The following is a 17,756-nucleotide window of genomic DNA, read 5'->3' on the forward strand; positions in this document are numbered from 1 at the left end:
CTCCGCGGGGTGAGCCTCAAAACTCTGGTCGTCTGTGAGCTGCGGGTCCGTTGTGGCTGGTCGCGCAGTTCCCCGCGCCCCTAAAAGCAGGGCGTTTCCCCTCTCCTCTCTTTCTGAACGAGGTATGTCATGCGCACGCCCCGCCTGAGCAGACGAGCCGTTCTCGCCGGGACCGCGGCCGCTGCCGCGCTCACCGCTGTCCCCGCGCTGGGGTCCCAGGCGCAGGCCGCCGAAAGGGCCGTCGCCCCCTCCTACCGCTGGCGCAACGCCGTCATCGGTGGGACCGGCTTTGTCACCGGGGTGCTGTTCCACCCGGCCGTGCGCGGTCTCGCCTACGCCCGTACCGACATCGGCGGCGCCTACCGCTGGGACAACGGCACCGCCCAGTGGACTCCGCTCATCGACCACCTCGGCTGGGACGACTGGAACCTGATCGGCGTCGAGGCGCTCGCCGTCGACCCCGCGCACCCCGAGCGGCTGTACCTCGCCGTCGGCACCTACGCCCAGTCGTGGGCGAGCAACGGCGCCGTCCTGCGCTCCGACGACCGCGGCGCCACCTGGACCCGCACCGACCTGTCGGTGAAGCTCGGCGCCAACGAGGACGGGCGAGGGGCGGGGGAGCGACTCCTCGTCGACCCGCGCGACAGCGACACCCTGTGGCTGGGCACCCGGCACGACGGGCTGCTCAAGTCGACCGACCGCGGTGCCACGTGGGCGGCCGTCAGCGGCTTCCCGGCGACCGCGAGCTCGTCGGGGCAGGGCGTCACCTTCCTGGTCGCGGCCGGGCGCACCGTCTACGCCGGCTGGGGCGACGGCGACGGCACCTCGGGCACGGCGAACCTGTACCGCACGGCCGACGGCACGACCTGGGAGGCCGTACCCGGACAGCCGTCCGGCACCTCCGCCAAGGTCCCGCTCCGCGCCGCGTACGACACACACACCCGCGAGCTGTACGTGACGTACGGCAACGCGCCCGGGCCCAACGGCCAGTCCGACGGCAGCGTGCACAAGCTGCGCACCGCCACCGGCAAGTGGACCGATGTGAGCCCCGTGAAGCCGGGCGGCACGACGTCCGACGGATCGGCGGACACCTTCGCCTACGGGGGCGTGGCGACCGACGCCTGCCGTGCGGGCACCGTCGTCGTGTCGACCAACAACCGGTGGGCCGACGGCGACACCGTCTTCCGGTCCACCGACGGCGGCCGTACCTGGACGTCCCTCAAGGACGCGGCCGTGTTCGACGTATCCGAGACTCCTTTCCTCAACTGGGGCGGCGACAAGCCCAAGTTCGGCTGGTGGATCCAGGCCGTCGCCGTCGACCCGTACGACTCGAAGCACATCGTGTACGGGACCGGCGCGACCCTCTACGGCACCCGTGACCTCAAGAACTGGGCACCGCAGATCCGCGGCCTGGAGGAGACGGCCGTGCGCCAGCTGATCTCGCCCCCGGCCGGGGAGGCGCATCTGCTCAGCGGGCTCGGGGACATCGGCGTGATGTACCACGAGCGGCTCACGGCGTCTCCGTCGCGCGGCATGGCGGCGAACCCCGTGTTCGGGTCGGCGACGGGACTCGCGCAGGCCGCGGCCAAGCCGTCGTACGCCGTCCGGGCGGGCTGGGGCGACAACGGCAACGGCGCGTACTCCCACGACGGCGGGCAGACCTGGGCGCCCTTCGCGGGCCAGCCCGACATCGCCAAGAGCGCACCGGGGCCGATCGCCACCAGTGCCGACGGCGGTACGCTGCTGTGGTCCTTCGTGCACTGGGACGGCACGAAGTACGCAGCTCACCGCTCCACGGACAACGGCGCGACCTGGTCCGAGGTCTCCTCCTTCCCGAAGGGCGCCACGCCGGTCGCCGACCCGGCCGACCCGACGCTCTTCTACGCATACGACACCGACACAGGAACGCTATACGCCAGCACTGACAGTGGCCTCTCCTTCACCAAGCGTGCGGAGGGACTGCCGTCCGGCGACAGCCAGTTCAAGCTGGCCGCGGCGCCCGGGCGCTCCGGTGACCTGTGGCTCTCCGTCAAGTGGAACGGGCTCTACCGGTCCATCGACGGTGGCGCGGGCTTCGACAAGGTCGCCAGCTGCTGGGCCTCGTACACCCTTGGCTTCGGCAAGGCGGCCGACGGCGCGGACTACCCGGCGATCTACCAAGTCGGCGCGACGGAGACCATCACCGCCGTCTACCGCTCCGACGACGCGGCCAAGACCTGGGTCCGCATCAACGACGACGCCCACCAGTGGGGCTGGATCGGCGAGGTCATCACCGGCGACCCGCGGGTGTACGGCCGGGTGTACCTCGGCACGAACGGGCGCGGCATTCAGTACGGGGAGCCTGTCTGATGCTCACGGACAAGGGGCCGAGCCTGAGCGACGCCACCCGCGGCCGCATCCTCTTCGGCGGCGACTACAACCCCGAACAGTGGCCCGAGGAGACCTGGCACGAGGACGTACGCCTCATGAAGGAGGCGGGCGTCAACTCCGTCACCGTCGGCGTCTTCTCCTGGGCCAGGCTCGAACCCACCCCAGGGGCAAGGGAGTTCGGCTGGCTCGACCGGCTGATGGACCTGCTGCACGACAACGGCATCGGTGTCGTCCTGGCCACCCCCACCTCCTCGCCCCCGCCGTGGATGGGCCGGCTCCATCCGGAGACGTTGCCCCGCGACGAGGACGGCCGGATCGAGTGGTGGGGCGGACGCCAGCACTTCGCCCACTCCAGCGCCGTCTACCGGCGTTACGCCGCCGCCATCACCGAGGACCTCGCCGCGCGCTACGGCAGCCACCCCGCGCTCACGATGTGGCACATCAACAACGAGTACTGCACGTACGACTGGAGCGACACGGCGGCCGCCGCCTTCCGCCGCTGGCTCCAGGACAAGTACGACACACTCGACGCCCTCAACACCGCCTGGGGCACGGCATTCTGGAGCCAGGGCTACGACATCTGGGAGAGCGTCCTCCCGCCGCGCCACGCCCACTACATGAACAACCCCAGCCAGGTGCTCGACTTCAAGCGCTTCACCTCCGACGCGCTCATGGAGTGCTTCGTCGCCGAGCGGGACATCGTCGCCCGGCACACCCCGCACATACCGGTGACCAGCAACTTCATGCCGTTCTGGCAGGGCCAGGACGCCTGGGAGTGGGCCGGGCAGGAGGATGTCGTCTCGGTCGACATCTATCCGGACCCGCGCGATCCGTTCGGCGGCCAGTACTCCGCGCTGATCCACGACATGACCCGCTCCCAGGCCCGCGGCGGCCCCTGGATGATCATGGAACAGGCCGCGGGGCCGGTCAACTGGCGCGGCGTCAACCACCCCAAGCCGCCCGGCCTCAACCGTCTCTGGTCCCTCCAGGCCGTGGCCCGCGGCGCCGACGCCGTCTGCTACTTCCAGTGGCGCCAGTCCCGGCAGGGCGCGGAGAAGTTCCACTCCGGCATGGTCAGCCATGCGGGGGAGCGGGGCCGGACCTTCCAGGAGGTCAAGCGGATCGGCGCCGAACTCGCCCTGCTGAGCCCCCAAGTGGCGGACCGTCAGGTGCGCGGAGACGATGTCGCCGTACTGCTCGACTGGAACGCCTGGTGGGCGAGCCAGCAGGCCGGCCGGCTCTCCTCCGAGATCGACTACCCGGCCGTCGTACGCGCCTGGCACCGCGCCCTGTGGGAGGCGAACACCACCGCGTCCTTCGCCCACCCCGAGCACGACCTGTCCGCGTACAAGCTCGTCGTCGTACCGCAGTTGTATCTCCTGACCGACGCGGCGATCGACAACCTCGTGGCGTACGTACGCGGTGGCGGCACCCTCGTCTCCGGCTTCCTCACCGGTGTCGCCGACGAGGACGACCGGGTGCGGCCCGGCGGCATGGACGAGCGGCTCCGTGAACTCTTCGGCATCCGGACGCTCCACGAGTGGTGGCCGCTCGACGCCGACGAGAAGGCCGATGTCGAGGGCTTCCGCGGCACGCTGTGGTCCGAGGAGATCGAGGCGGCGGACGACGTCGACGCCGTCGTCCCGTACAAGGGCGGCGAGCTCGACGGTCTGCCCGCGGTGCTGCGCAAGGGGCGGGCCTGGTACTTCTCCACTCTGCCCGAGCCCGACGCGCTGCGGACGCTGATCGCCGGGATCGCCGAGGGCGCGGGCGTCCGGCCGCCGCTCGACGGCCTTCCGGCGGGCGTGGAGGCCGTACGCCGCGGTGATCTGCTGTTCCTGCTCCATCATGGGCGGGACACGGTCACCGTGCCCGTGCCCGGCCGCCATCGCGACCTGCTGACCGGCGAGGACGTCACCGGAGGCGTGGAGCTCGCGCGGTACGGGGTGGCCGTGCTGGAGGCGGCTCCATGAGCGAGCCCGTCCACGAGCCCACGCATGAGCCCACGCACGAGCCCGTCCGCGAGCCCATCCCTGAGCCTGTTCACGGCACCTGGGAGTCGATGCCCGCCGCCCGCTGGGAGGACGCCTACCTGAGCGGGAACGGCACGCACGGCGTCATGGTGTTCGGTGATCCGAACGACGACCGGGTTGTCGTCAACCATCACAGCCTGGTCCGCCCGAACGGCAGCGCGGACGCCCGTCCGCCCGCGCTCGCCCACCGGCTGCCGGAGATACAGGACCGGTTGCTGGCCGGGGACGTCACGGCGGGGGAGGAGTTCACCGACGGGCGGCCGCTGCTGTGGGTGCAGCCCTTCCACCCGGCGTTCCAGGTGCGGCTGTGCCGCGCGGCCACGGAGTGGCGCGCGTACCGGCGGGAGGTCGACTTCTCCACCGGGGTCGTCGGCGCCGAGCACGGCGGATGGCGCAGCGAGGTCTTCGTCTCACGCGCCGACGACGTCGTGGTCCAGTACGTCACCGAACCCGGCCTCACCGTCGACGTGACGCTCGACCACCGACTGCCGGGCGCACCCGGTGACTTGGCGGTGGGACACAGCGCCGTGCTCACCGCCGAGGGCGCCGTTCTGACCCTGCGCGCCCGCTACCCGGACAGCGACATGGCGTACACCGGAGTCACCCTCGCCGTGGTCACCGGCGGCCGGACCCGGACCGCGCTCGCCGGAGTACGGGTCGAGGGCGCTCGCTCGCTGCTCCTGCTCACCCGCGTACGGCGGCACACGGGCGAACTGGACGCCCTCGCCGAGGCTCGCGAGCTGAGGGCCCTGCTGCCCGACGCCTCCTCCGACGCCGACGCCGACGCCGAGGCCGACGTCGAGACCGAGACCGACGCCGTCGAGGCCGCGTACGCCCACCTCCTCGCCCGCCATACCGCCCTCCACCGCCCCGCCTACCTCCGAACCGCCCTGGATCTGCACGCCGACGACACCGAACGGGCGCTCCCCGGCTCGGAGTTGGTCCGTCTGCCCAAGAGCCCGGCGCTCCTGGAGCGGCTCTTCGCGGCCGGCCGCTACCACCTGCTGTCCGCCGCCGGGACGCTGCCGCCGCGGCTCACCGGACTGTGGACCGGCGACTGGGACACCGCCTGGTCCGGGGCGTTCACCACGGACGCCAACCTCAATCTCCAGACCGCGTCGGCCGCCGCGGCCGCGCTCCCCGAGGTCACCGAGGCCCATGCCGCCCTGATCCACGGCCAGTTGCCGCACTGGCGCGACAACGCCCGCGCGATCTTCGGCACGCGGGGAGTCGTGGCCCCCGCGCACACCGACGGCGAGTCCGGGCACATCTACCACCTCAGCCGCGAATACCCCCTGCACGCGTGGACCGCCGGCGCCGACTGGCTCCTGAAACCGCTCGTGGACCACGACGAGACCCGCGGCGCACGCGACCCGCGGCTGGCCGCCGCGCTCGCAGAAGTGGCCTACTTCTACGAGGACTTCCTCACCCGGACCGACGACGCCGGACACCTCGTGATCGTGCCGTCGTACTCCCCGGAGAACCGTCCCGCCCACGCGAGCTGGATCACCCTCAACGCCGCCATGGACCTCTCCGCGGCCCGCCATGCCCTGCGCGCGGCGGCCGACTACCACCCAGGACCCGACGCCGAGCGCTGGTGCGCGCTCGCCGACCGGCTGCCGCCGCACCGCGTCAACGCCGAGGGCGCGCTGGCCGAGTGGGCCTGGCCCGGCCTCGACGACACCTACGACCACCGCCACCTCAGCCACCTCTACGGCGTCTGGCCGCTCGACGAGATCAATCCGTACGACACCCCGGAACTGGCCTCGGCCGCCCATCGCGCGCTCGAACTGCGCGGCGCCGAGAACGACTCCGCGCACGGTCACCTCCACCACGCCCTGGTGGCCGCCCGGCTGAGGGACGCAGAGCGGGTCGCGGGAGCCCTGGACAACGTCCTGGCCGGGGACTTCTTCCACGTCTCCCTGATGAGCGGGCACTACCCGAAACGGCACGTCTACAACGCGGACGCCGCCCACACGCTCCCGGCCGTGCTCATCGAGATGCTGATCCAGTCCACCCCGGACCGGCTCGTACTCCTGCCCGCGCTTCCCGCCGCCTACCCGAGCGGCGAACTCCGCGGCATCCGCACGAGGTTCGGCGCCGAGGTCGACCTCACGTGGAGCCCGGACGGTGCCACGGCCGTGGTCCGGCCGGGCCGCACCTGCCGCATCGATCTCAGGACTTCCACCGGCGCGCGACCGCTCTCCCTGAGCGCCGGAGAAGACCGCGTCCTCACCCTGGGGCCGCGGTAACACCCCCTGATCCCCCACCCATGGAAGGGACACCATGGCACGTCGCACACTGAACAGGATCACCAAGGCCCTCATCGCCCCCGCGCTCGCGCTCGGTGCGACCATCGGCCTCGCCTCCGCCCCCGCCCAGGCAGCCGTCTGGAGCTCCTGCGACCAGTGGGGCAACACCACCCTCGACGGGTACACGCTCTACAACAACATCTGGGGCTCCGGCGCCGGCAGCCAGTGCATCTGGGCCAACTCCGGCACCAACTGGGGAGTGTGGGCCAACCACCCCGTCACGAGCGGCATCAAGTCGTACCCCAACTCCAAGAAGGTCGTCGGCAAGACGATCGCGTCGCTGTCGTCCCTCACCAGCACGTACAACGTGACCGTGCCGTCGTCCGGCGACTACAACACGTCGTACGACATCTGGGACACCGACTACGACTACGAGACCATGCTCTGGGTCAACTACAACGGGAACGTCGGCGCGCTCGGTACCTCCCAGGGCACCCTCACGCTCAACGGCAACACGTGGACCGTCTACAAGGGCAACAACGGCTCGAACGACGTCTTCTCGTTCCTGCGCTCCTCGGACTCCACGTCCGGCACCATCAACATCCTGCCGATCCTGAAGTGGATCGCGAACACCAAGGGCTGGATGTCGAGCAGCGAGACCATCGGTGACGTGCAGTTCGGCTTCGAGATCACCTCGTCCTCGGGCGGTCTCGACTTCGTCACCAACAACCTGACGGTCAGCAGCAGCTGACCGAACGGTAGCCGTGCAACCGAACGGCAGCCGCGCATGAGAGTGCGGCCGGTCCCTCCCCCGGGACCGGCCGCACTTCCCTTTTCCGCGCGGCTACTCCGCTACGGGCAGCCGCGCCCCGTCCCGCAGGAACAGCGGGATGCGGTCCAGCGGGGCGTCGACGGTCACGGCCGCGCCCCCTTCGTACGTCTCACCGGTCCACGCGTCCGTCCAGTGCGCGCCCGCCGGGAGGTACGCCGTACGGGCCGTCGCGCCCGCCGTCAGCACCGGTGCGACCAGCAGGTCCGGGCCGAAGAGATACGCGTCGTCCACCGACCAGGTGGCCTGGTCGTCCGGGAACTCCAGGAACAGCGGGCGCATCACCGGCAGCCCCTCCTCGTGGGCCTCCCGCATGACGTCCAGTACGTACGGCTTCAGGCGCTCGCGCAGCCGCAGGTACTTCTCCAGGATCGCGCCGGCCTCCTCGCCGTAGGACCAGACCTCGTTCGGACCGCCGGTCATGTCGGGGCCGAGCGGCATGCCCGGGTCGCGGAAGCCGTGCAGACGCATCAGTGGGGACAGCGCGCCGAACTGGAACCAGCGGACCATGACCTCCTGGTACGCGGGGTCGGTCGGGTCGCCGCCGTGGAAGCCGCCGATGTCGGTGTTCCACCAGGGGATGCCGGACAGCGCGGTGTTGAGGCCGGCGGCGATCTGGCGGCGCAGGGTCGCGAAGTCCGTGCCGATGTCGCCGGACCACAGGGCGGCGCCGTAGCGCTGACTGCCCGCCCACGCCGAGCGGTTGAGGGTGACGACCTCCGTCTCACCGGCGGCCAGCATGCCCTCGTAGAAGGTGCGGGCGTTCTCGCGCGGGTACATGTTGCCGACTTCGAGGCCGGGGCCCGCGTGATAGCGCAGGTTCTCCTGGAAGCCCGGCTTCAGTTCCGGCTCGCAGGCGTCCAGCCAGAAGGCCGTGATGCCGTACGCGTCGAGGTAGTTGTCCTTCACGCGCGACCACAGGAAGTCGCGTGCCTCGGGGTTCGTCGCGTCGTAGAAGGCCACCTGGACGGTGGACGCGACCCCCTTGTCGGGCCAGTCGGCATGCGCCATCGGGCCGTACTCGGTGCCGATGAAGTAGCCGCGCTGCTCCATGAGCTGGTGGTTCTCGGAGAGGGGCGAGACCGACGGCCACACGGACACGACCAGCTTGACGCCGAGTTCGGTGAGCTCCCGCTGCATGGCCGCCGGGTCGGGCCACTCCGCCGGGTCGAACTTCCACTCGCCCAGGTGGGTCCAGTGGAAGAAGTCGCAGACGATGACGGACAGCGGGAGGCCGCGGCGCTTGTACTCCCTTGCCACTTCGAGGAGTTCGTCCTGGGTGCGGTAGCGCAGCTTGCACTGCCAGAAGCCGGCCGCCCACTCGGGCAGCATCGGCGTACGGCCGGTGGCGGCGCTGTAGCGGCGCTGGGCGTCGGCGGGGGTGCCGGCCGTGATCCAGTAGTCGAGCTGGCGGGCCGAGTCGGCCACCCAGCGGGTGCCGTTGCCCGCGAGCTCGACGCGGCCGATGGCCGGGCTGTTCCACAGGAAGGTGTAGCCGCGGCTGGAGGTGAGCACCGGGACGGTGACCTCGGCGTTGCGCTGGACCAGGTCCAGGACCGCGCCCTTCTGGTCGAGGAGCCCGTGCTGGTGCTGCCCGAGGCCGTACAGCTTCTCGCCCTCGTACGCGGCGAACCGCTGTTCCAGGCGGTGGTGGCCGTTGCCGGCCGGGGTGTAGAGGCGCGAGCCGGGCCACCAGAAGTGGGCGCGTTCCTCGGCGAGCAGTTCACTCCCGTCGCTCGTCCTCAGGAAGCGGATGAGTCCCTCGGCGCTGACTTCGACGGTCAGCGCGCCGACCGTCAACTGGCCTTCGCCGTCGTGGAGTTTGACGGTGCTCTCGGTGGCCTGAGGCGCGTCGAGAAGCGCGCCGGGGAGGTCCTCGACGACCGGGCCCCCGAGCCGCGCGCGCACGCGGACCGCGTCCGGGCCCCACGGCTCGATACGGACGGTCTCCTGGCGGCCGCTCCACTCCAGCGCGCCGTCCCGCTCGCGGAACGTGCCGACGGTCGGGGAGGACTGCGCGAGGCTGACCGTGCTGTGACTGGTCTGGTTTTCGGCAGGCTGATTCACGTGGGGTGCTCCTGAAGGAAGGAGTGGCGACAGACCCGGCGCGGCTCTGACAGTGCCGGGGCAGGTTGGGGTGCCGGGCGCCCTGATGGCGTACGGCGTGAGGAAGAGTCAGAAGAAGGGGAAGGAGAAGGGGAAGTGACGGCGAGCGGGTGGGGAGTCAGGAAGCGGTCGGCGCCGGGCCCGTGCTCGCCCGTACCGTCAACTCGGGTGCGATGAGCACGACTTCGTCTTTTCCGTGCCCTTCGAGCTTGGCGATCAGGTGCTCCACGGCGTGCCGGCCCATCTCCTGCGCGGGGATGGCGACCGAGGACAGTCGCACCGAGGCCTGCGTGGCGACCTGGTCCGGGCAGATCGCGATCACCGACACGTCCTCGGGGACGGCGCGGCCCTGCTGGCGCAGCAGCGCGAGCAGCGGTTCGACCGCGGACTCGTTCTGCACGACGAAGCCCGTGGTGCTCGGGCGCTCGTCGAACACCCGGGCCAGGGTCAGGGACATCGCGTCGAAGCCGCCCTCGCAGGGGCGGTGCAGCACGCGCAGGCCCAACTCCCTTGAGCGGGACCGCAGTCCGTCGAGTGTGCGCTCGGCGAAACCGGTGTGCCGTTCGTAGACCGCGGGCGCCTCGCCGATGACAGCGATGTCACGGTGGCCGAGGGTCGCCAGATGCTCGGCACACAGCGCCCCCGTCGCACCGAAGTCGAGGTCGACGCAGGTCAGTCCGGAGGTGTCGGCGGGCAGGCCGATGAGCACGGACGGCTGGTCCGTTCCGCGCAGCAACGGCAGCCGCTCGTCGTCGAGTTCGACGTCCATGAGGATCATCGCGTCGGCGAGCCCGCTGCCGGTGACCCGGCGTACCGCGTCGGGACCCTCCTCGCCGGTGAGCAGCAGCACGTCGTACCCGTGGGTGCGGGCGTTGGTCGCCACCGCGATGGCGATCTCCATCATCACGGGGACGTACATGTCGGTACGGAGCGGAATCATCAGCGCGATGATGTTGGACCGGCTGCTCGCCAGGGCCCGGGCGCCCGCGTTCGGGTGGTAGCCGAGCTCCTGGATGCTCCGCTCGACCCGCTGCCGGGTACCCGCGGAGATGGACCGCTTGCCGCTGAGGACATAGCTCACCGTGCTCGCCGAGACTCCGGCGTGCTGGGCGACCTCGGCGAGGGTGACCATCCAGCTCTCCAAGCTTTGTGAAGCGCTTCGACAGTGCGCGTATTGCGGATAGGGCGAGTGAGGGTGGCTTGACACTAGCTCGGTGGAGAATCGGTGTCCATAGGTTGTCGAAGCGCTTCGACAACTAAATTCTTGAGTGCGTCACGGCAACCTCCCGGGCCTGCGGTGACCACTGAGGGGCGTACACAGACCGTCCCCCGGAAGGACCCCCGATGCAACACCGTCGACCGCGCCTGTCCAAGAAGGCGAAGATGCTCCTCGCAGGCTCGGTGGCGCTCGCAGCTGCCGCGTCCGTCACGATCGCCCAGGCGGGCGAGGACAGCAAGAAGTGCGGCGCCTTCGACACCGTCACGATGGGCAAGTACTACGTCAACAACAACCTCTGGGGGCAGGACGACGGCACGGGTACCCAGTGCGTCTGGGACACCTCGCGGTCCGGTGACACCATCGGCTGGGGCACGAGCTACACCTGGTCCAGCAAGGCCGGCAAGGAGAACAACGTCAAGTCGTACGCCAGTACGGTCCTTGGCTGGCACTGGGGCTGGAAGGCCGACAAGGCGGCCACCGAGCTGCCCATCCGGGTCGGCGACCGCAAGCCGGTCAAGACCAGCTGGAACTTCTCGGTCAGCTCCGGCCCGGGCACCATGAACGTCGCGTACGACCTGTGGCTGCACGCCAAGAACAACGCGGACTGGCAGGACCAGCCCACCGACGAAATCATGGTCTGGCTGAACCGGCAGGGCGGCGCGGGCCCGCTCGGCACCAAGTACGGCAGCGTCAGCCTCGACGGCGCCATGTGGGACATCTACCAGGGTGACATCGGCTGGAAGGTGTACTCCTTCGTCCGCCGCACGAACACCACGAACGCCTCTCTCGACCTGAACGACTTCACCCAGGCGCTGGTCCGCCGCAAGCTGCTGAGCAACGACAAGTACCTCTCCGGCATCGAGTCGGGCAGCGAGGTCTTCCGCGGCTCCGGCCGACTCGACACGAAGTCGTACTCGGTGGACATCGGCTGACCCCAGGGGGGCGCGCATTGGGCCGAACGCTGCGCGAGGACTGGTGGGGTCTTCCGGAATCAGGTAAATACGATCGAGTAGCACCGGTCAGTAACGATCGCTCCGAAGAACGGTGTACGACCCCAAGATCCCTATTCGCGGCGAGGTGAGCCTCATGTCCGCAACACCCCACCAGCCCACAGTCACCGAACGTGAGGCCCGTCAGGTCGCCGAGGCCGCGCGCGAGCAGGACTGGCGCAAGCCCAGCTTCGCCAAGGAGCTGTTCCTCGGCCGCTTCCGGCTCGACCTGATCCACCCGCACCCGCTCCCGCCCGACGAGGACGCGCAGCGCGGCGAGGAGTTCCTCGCCAAGCTGCGCGACTTCTGCGAGACGAAGATCGACTCGGCCCGTATCGAGCGCGAGGCCCTGATCCCCGACGCGGTCATCAACGGGCTCAAGGAGCTCGGCGCCTTCGGCATGAAGATCGACACCAAGTACGGCGGCCTCGGTCTCACCCAGGTGTACTACAACAAGGCGCTCGCCCTCGTCGGCTCCGCGAGCCCCGCGATCGGCGCACTCCTGTCCGCGCATCAGTCGATCGGCGTACCGCAGCCGCTGAAGCTCTTCGGCACCCAGGAGCAGAAGGACACCTTCCTGCCGCGCTGCGCCCGCACCGACATCTCCGCCTTCCTGCTGACCGAGCCGGACGTCGGCTCCGACCCGGCGCGGCTGGCCACGGCCGCCGTACCGGACGGCGACGACTACGTCCTCGATGGAGTGAAACTCTGGACGACCAACGGCGTCGTCGCGGACCTCCTCGTCGTCATGGCGCGCGTCCCGAAGTCCGAGGGCCACAAGGGCGGCATCACGGCGTTCGTGGTGGAGGCCGGCTCCGAGGGCGTCACCGTCGAGAACCGCAACGCCTTCATGGGCCTGCGGGGCCTGGAGAACGGCGTCACCCGCTTCCACCAGGTGCGCGTACCGGCCGCGAACCGTATCGGCCCCGAGGGCGCGGGCCTCAAGATCGCCCTGACCACCCTCAACACCGGCCGTCTCTCGCTGCCCGCCATGTGCGTGGGCGCGGGCAAGTGGTGTCTGAAGATCGCCCGCGAATGGTCGGCGGCGCGCGAGCAGTGGGGCAAGCCGGTCGCCTTCCACGAGGCCGTCGGCGCGAAGATCTCCTTCATCGCGGCCACGACCTTCGCCCTGGAGGCCGTCCTCGACCTGTCCTCCCAGATGGCCGACGAGAACCGCAACGACATCCGTATCGAGGCCGCCCTCGCCAAGCTGTACGGCTCCGAGATGGCCTGGCTGATGGCCGACGAACTGGTCCAGATCCGCGGAGGCCGAGGCTTCGAGACCGCCGAGTCGCTCGCGGCCCGCGGGGAGCGGGCGGTCCCCGCCGAGCAGATCCTGCGCGACCTGCGCATCAACCGCATCTTCGAGGGCTCCACGGAGATCATGCACCTGCTGATCGCCCGCGAGGCCGTCGACGCCCACCTGTCGGTCGCGGGCGACCTGATCGACCCGGACAAGTCCCTCTCGGACAAGGCGAAGGCGGGCGCGAACGCCGGTGTCTTCTACGCCAAGTGGCTGCCGAAGCTGGTGGCGGGACCGGGCCAGCTCCCGCGCTCGTACGGCGAGTTCAACCAGCAGGTGGACCTGTCCCCGCATCTGCGGTACGTCGAACGCAGCGCCCGCAAGCTCGCCCGCTCCACCTTCTACGCCATGTCCCGGTGGCAGGGCCGTATGGAGACCAAGCAGGGCTTCCTCGGCCGGATCGTCGACATCGGCGCCGAACTCTTCGCGATGAGCGCGGCCTGCGTCCGCGCCGAACACCTGCGCACCACCGAGGAGTACGGCCGCGAGGCCTACCAACTCGCCGACGCCTTCTGCCGTCAGTCCCGCATCCGCGTCGACGAGCTCTTCGATCGCCTGTGGACCAACACCGACGGCGTCGACCGCAACGTGGTCAAGGGCGTCCTGTCGGGCACCTATACATGGCTGGAGCAGGGCGTCATCGACCCCTCCGGCGAGGGCCCCTGGATCGCGGACGCGACGCCGGGGCCGGCCACGAAGGAGAACGTCCACCGACCCATTCGCTGACCCTTTCCCCAGGAATTCACCGCAGTCCCGTTCGCCATTCTGCCGCTTGCCGCACGGAAGTTGTGCGTCAACAATGAACGGAATGGCGAACGGGGACAGCGGATGCGCCAAGGAGTCGGGGAAGAAAACAGTCACGGCATTTCCGTACAGTTGACGCGCGCCCGCGGGGAGGCGTGGCGGCAGCTGAATGAGATGGATCTCGTACGGGCCTTGAATGAGATGGATCTCGTACGGGCCTTGCGGACCGTACGCGACAAGGTGCGGCCGCCGGCGCAGGAAATGCGCGAGGCCGCGCCGGAGACCTCCGGGGCACACCGCGACGCGCTCGCGGTCCTGCTGAACGACTGTGCGCTGTCCCTGGTCGACGAGGCGCCCAGGCCGCCCGTGGCCTCCTTCGACGCCGTACGGATCCGGAGAATCGACCTCCGCGACATCGACGGCCTGCTCGACGCCGGACGGCCGGGTGAACGGCCCGTCATTCAGCAGCTCTTCCGTGCCGCGCTCGACGTGGTCGAGGACCCCGTGCCGCGTGAAGTGATCAGAGCGAATCAACAGGGCGTCCAGATTCTCCAGCCGACCCATCGCTGGATACGAATGCTCGTGGACGCCGTTTAGAAATGCCCAGTTGTGCTCAGTTCTGGGGGAATTCCCATGGCAGGTAAAGGTCTGGACGCCCTCACCGGAAGGATCATGCGGGCCGGCGAGGGCAGGATGCTGCGCCGCCTGGAGCGCATCGCCGAACAGGTGGGCTCCCTGGGGGAGGAGTTCACGTCGCTGACCGACGAGGAACTCCAGGCGCTCACCCCGGAGTTCAAGGAGCGGTACGCGGGCGGCGAGAGCCTGGACGACCTGCTGCCGGAGGCCTTCGCCGCGATGCGCGAGGCGGCCCGGCGCGTCCTCGGCATGCGCCACTTCGACGTACAGATCATGGGCGGCGCGGCGCTCCACTCCGGCAACATCGCCGAGATGCAGACGGGGGAGGGCAAGACCCTGGTCGGCACGCTGCCCGTGTATCTGAACGCCCTGACCGGCAAGGGAGTTCACCTCGTCACGGTCAACGACTATCTGGCCGAGCGGGACGCCGAGTGGATGGGGCGCGCGTACCGGTTCATGGGGCTGACCGTCGGCGTGATCAAGACGCAGTCGACCCCGGCCGAGCGGCGCGCGCAGTACGCCTGCGACATCACCTACGGCACCAACACCGAGTTCGGCTTCGACTATCTGCGCGACAACATGGCGTGGTCGCAGGACGAACTGGTCCAGCGGGGGCACCACTTCGCGATCGTCGACGAGGCCGACTCGATCCTCATCGACGAGGCCCGCACCCCACTGATCATCTCGGGTCCGGCCGATCAGCCCACGCACTGGTACGAGGCCTTCGCCGCGTTCGCGCTGCGGATGAAGGGCGTGAGCGTACTGGAGGAGCAGTTCACCACGCCGGCGGACAAGGACCGTCTCGCCCAGCTGCGCACCCAGTACGACTACGAGTACGACCCGAAGAAGCGCACGGTCTCGGTCCTGGACCCGGGAGTGGAGTACGTCCAGGACCAGCTCGGCATCGACAGCCTCTACGAGTCCGACCACACCCCGCTCATCGGCCACCTCAACAACGCCCTCAAGGCCAAGGAGCACTTCAAGAAGGACAAGGACTACGTCGTCGTGGACGGCGAGGTGCTGATCGTCGACGAGCACACCGGCCGCATCCTCGCGGGCCGCCGCTACAACGAGGGCCTGCACCAGGCGATCGAGGCCAAGGAAGGCGTGACGATCAAGGACGAGAACCAGACGCTCGCCACGATCACCCTGCAGAACTTCTTCCGCCTCTACGAGAAGCTGGCCGGCATGACCGGCACCGCCATGACCGAGGCGGCCGAGTTCCACCAGATCTACAAGCTGCACGTCGTCCCGATCCCCACGAACCGGCCGATGGTCCGCCGCGACGACCCCGACCAGATCTACCGCACCGAGGAGGCGAAGTACGCCGCGATCCTCGCGGACATCGCCGAGAAGCACGAGCTGGGCCAGCCGGTCCTGGTGGGCACCACCTCCGTCGAGAAGTCCGAGGCGCTCTCCGCGCGGCTGCGGAGGCAGGGCATCCGGCACGAGGTGCTCAACGCCAAGAACCACCAGCGCGAGGCCCAGATCGTCGCGCAGGCCGGGCGCAGGGGAGCGGTCACCGTCGCCACCAACATGGCGGGCCGCGGCACCGACATCATGCTCGGCGGCAACCCGGACGCGATGGCACGGGCGGAGACCGGCGAGGACGCGGAGCCCGAGGAGCGCCAGAAGGTGCTCGAACGGGTCACCTCGGCGGTCGCCACGGAGCACGACGAGGTCAAGGAACTCGGCGGTCTCTACGTCCTCGGCACCGAGCGCCACGAGTCACGGCGCATCGACAACCAGCTGCGCGGCCGCTCCGGCCGCCAGGGCGATCCCGGTGCCTCCCGCTTCTACCTCTCGCTCCAGGACGACCTGATGCGGCTGTTCCGCGCCAACGTGGTCGACCGGGTGATGGCCATGGCGAACGTCCCCGACGACGTACCCATCGAGAACAAGATGGTGACCCGCGCCATCGCCTCCGCCCAGGCCCAGCTGGAGCAGCAGCACTTCGAGTCCCGCAAGGACGTCCTGAAGTTCGACGAGGTACTCAACCGCCAGCGCACCCTCATCTACGCCGAACGCCGCCGCGTCCTCGCGGGCGAGGACCTGAGCGAACAGATCGTCCACTTCATGGACGACACGGTCCGGGCGTACATCGAGCAGGAGACCGGCGAGGGCTTCCCCGAGGAATGGGATCTGGAGCGGCTGTGGGGCGCGCTCAAGCAGCTGTACCCGATGGGGATCACCGTCGAGGACCTGGAGGAGGAGGCCGGAGACCGCGCGAACCTCACCGCCGACGGCCTGGTCGAGGCGGTGACGGACGACATCCACGCCCGGTACGAGCAGCGCGAGGCCGAACTCGGCGCCGAGGCCCTGCGCGACCTGGAACGCCTGGTCGTCCTCTCCGTCCTCGACCGCAAATGGCGCGAGCACCTCTACGAGATGGACTACCTCCGCGACGGCATCGGGCTGCGCTGGACCCTCGGCCGGGAGCCGATCGTCGAGTACGAGCGCGAGGGCTTCGACATGTACGGCGCGATGACCGACGCCATCAAGGAGGAGTCCGTCGGCTACGTCTTCAACCTCGACGCCACGGTCCCGGGCGCCGAGACCCCCGAACGCCCAGGCCGTACCGACGGCCTCCACTTCACCGCACCGACGCTGGACACCGCCGAGGGCGTGGTCGAGGGCGACTTCACCCTGGCCGACGCGCCGCCGGACCAGCCCGAACTCGTACCGCCGCGGGACGCCCCCGTTCCGCCCCGCGCGCGCACCAAGGCCCGTAGGCAGCGTCGGCGCAGGCGTTAGCAGTACTTGTAACCGCTGCCCTTCGACGACCACGTGCACGAGTCGACCTTCGTACCGCTCGCCTTGTAGAGCTTCGCGGTGTCTCCGGTGTTGTTCCACACGTACCAGGAGCTGCCCCAGTACTTGTCGCTCGCGGTGTCGGAGCCACTGCCGGTGTGCACCTTCTTGGTGCTGCCGGCGCCGATCTTCACGTCACGGAAGGTGTACGTGTGGCCCGTGGCGTCCTTGATCTTCCAGTTCTTCAGGGAGACCGTCGACGACGTCGAGTTCTTGATCTTGACCCACTCGGCGTTCAGGCTCGCGTTGGAGCCGCCGTCCGAGCCGGGGCTGTCGTAGTACACCTCGTAGATGTAGACACTCCCGGCCGCCTGCGCCGGAGTGCTGAGAATCGTGCCCGTGAGAACCACGGCGCCCGCGAGCGCGGGCAGGGCAGCGCGTATCCGCATGAAGAAACCCCCCAGGGTGTCGTTCCCCGGCCGGTCATCCACCGGCCAGTGGTGAAGTGCTATCACATGATCTTC

11 protein-coding genes are annotated in these 17,756 nt (G+C 69.6%); 8 read left to right on the plus strand and 3 right to left on the minus strand.

What is annotated here, in order from left to right:
- The first annotated feature begins 129 nt into the window (after nucleotides 1-129).
- From AB5J50_RS36000 to AB5J50_RS36015, 4 genes are all read left to right on the plus strand, one after another.
- Nucleotides 130-2,349: a 1,4-beta-glucanase gene (locus tag AB5J50_RS36000; protein WP_369262681.1), complete on the plus strand. Its 2,220-nt coding sequence runs from the start codon at nucleotides 130-132 to the stop codon at nucleotides 2,347-2,349.
- Nucleotides 2,349-4,343: a beta-galactosidase gene (locus tag AB5J50_RS36005; RefSeq protein WP_369262682.1), complete on the plus strand. Its 1,995-nt coding sequence runs from the start codon at nucleotides 2,349-2,351 to the stop codon at nucleotides 4,341-4,343. Before AB5J50_RS36000 ends, AB5J50_RS36005 begins: the two co-directional genes overlap by 1 nt.
- 89 nt (nucleotides 4,344-4,432) lie before the next feature.
- Nucleotides 4,433-6,655, plus strand: coding sequence for a glycoside hydrolase N-terminal domain-containing protein (locus AB5J50_RS36010; protein WP_369265604.1), 2,223 nt, complete (start codon nucleotides 4,433-4,435; stop codon nucleotides 6,653-6,655).
- A gap of 34 nt (nucleotides 6,656-6,689) precedes the next feature.
- Nucleotides 6,690-7,406 (plus strand): hypothetical protein, encoded by a 717-nt coding sequence (locus AB5J50_RS36015; protein WP_327432109.1) that lies wholly within the window; start codon nucleotides 6,690-6,692, stop codon nucleotides 7,404-7,406.
- A gap of 93 nt (nucleotides 7,407-7,499) precedes the next feature.
- Here the strand turns inward: AB5J50_RS36015 and AB5J50_RS36020 are convergent, their stop codons facing one another.
- Nucleotides 7,500-9,551: a TIM-barrel domain-containing protein gene (locus tag AB5J50_RS36020; protein WP_369262684.1), complete on the minus strand. Its 2,052-nt coding sequence runs from the start codon at nucleotides 9,549-9,551 to the stop codon at nucleotides 7,500-7,502.
- Between the two features lie 157 nt (nucleotides 9,552-9,708).
- Nucleotides 9,709-10,722 carry a LacI family DNA-binding transcriptional regulator gene (locus AB5J50_RS36025; RefSeq protein WP_369262686.1) on the minus strand — a complete coding sequence of 338 codons (1,014 nt, stop codon included), beginning with the start codon at nucleotides 10,720-10,722 and terminating at the stop codon, nucleotides 9,709-9,711.
- Between the two features lie 212 nt (nucleotides 10,723-10,934).
- Between AB5J50_RS36025 and AB5J50_RS36030 the strand changes: the two genes are divergently transcribed.
- The 4 genes from AB5J50_RS36030 (at nucleotide 10,935) to secA (ending at nucleotide 17,235) form a co-directional block, all read left to right on the plus strand.
- Nucleotides 10,935-11,741, plus strand: coding sequence for an endo-1,4-beta-glucanase (locus AB5J50_RS36030; RefSeq protein ID WP_369262688.1), 807 nt, complete (start codon nucleotides 10,935-10,937; stop codon nucleotides 11,739-11,741).
- Between the two features lie 154 nt (nucleotides 11,742-11,895).
- Nucleotides 11,896-13,827 carry an acyl-CoA dehydrogenase family protein gene (locus AB5J50_RS36035; RefSeq protein ID WP_327432113.1) on the plus strand — a complete coding sequence of 644 codons (1,932 nt, stop codon included), beginning with the start codon at nucleotides 11,896-11,898 and terminating at the stop codon, nucleotides 13,825-13,827.
- Between the two features lie 210 nt (nucleotides 13,828-14,037).
- On the plus strand, nucleotides 14,038-14,442 hold the full coding sequence (locus AB5J50_RS36040; RefSeq protein WP_369262690.1) for a hypothetical protein: 405 nt from the start codon (nucleotides 14,038-14,040) through the stop codon (nucleotides 14,440-14,442).
- A gap of 36 nt (nucleotides 14,443-14,478) precedes the next feature.
- Complete coding sequence (gene secA, locus AB5J50_RS36045) at nucleotides 14,479-17,235, plus strand: preprotein translocase subunit SecA (protein WP_369262692.1); 2,757 nt, start codon at nucleotides 14,479-14,481, stop codon at nucleotides 17,233-17,235.
- Here secA and AB5J50_RS36050 read toward each other — a convergent pair.
- The gene (locus tag AB5J50_RS36050) at nucleotides 17,232-17,681 is read right to left on the minus strand and encodes a lamin tail domain-containing protein (RefSeq protein WP_327432116.1); all 450 of its coding nucleotides are present in this window, start codon (nucleotides 17,679-17,681) and stop codon (nucleotides 17,232-17,234) included. The genes secA and AB5J50_RS36050 overlap by 4 nt on opposite strands.
- Between the last annotated feature and the right edge of the window lie 75 nt (nucleotides 17,682-17,756).

This window comes from Streptomyces sp. R35, assembly GCF_041053035.1.
Classification (GTDB): Bacteria; Actinomycetota; Actinomycetes; order Streptomycetales; family Streptomycetaceae; genus Streptomyces; species Streptomyces lutosisoli.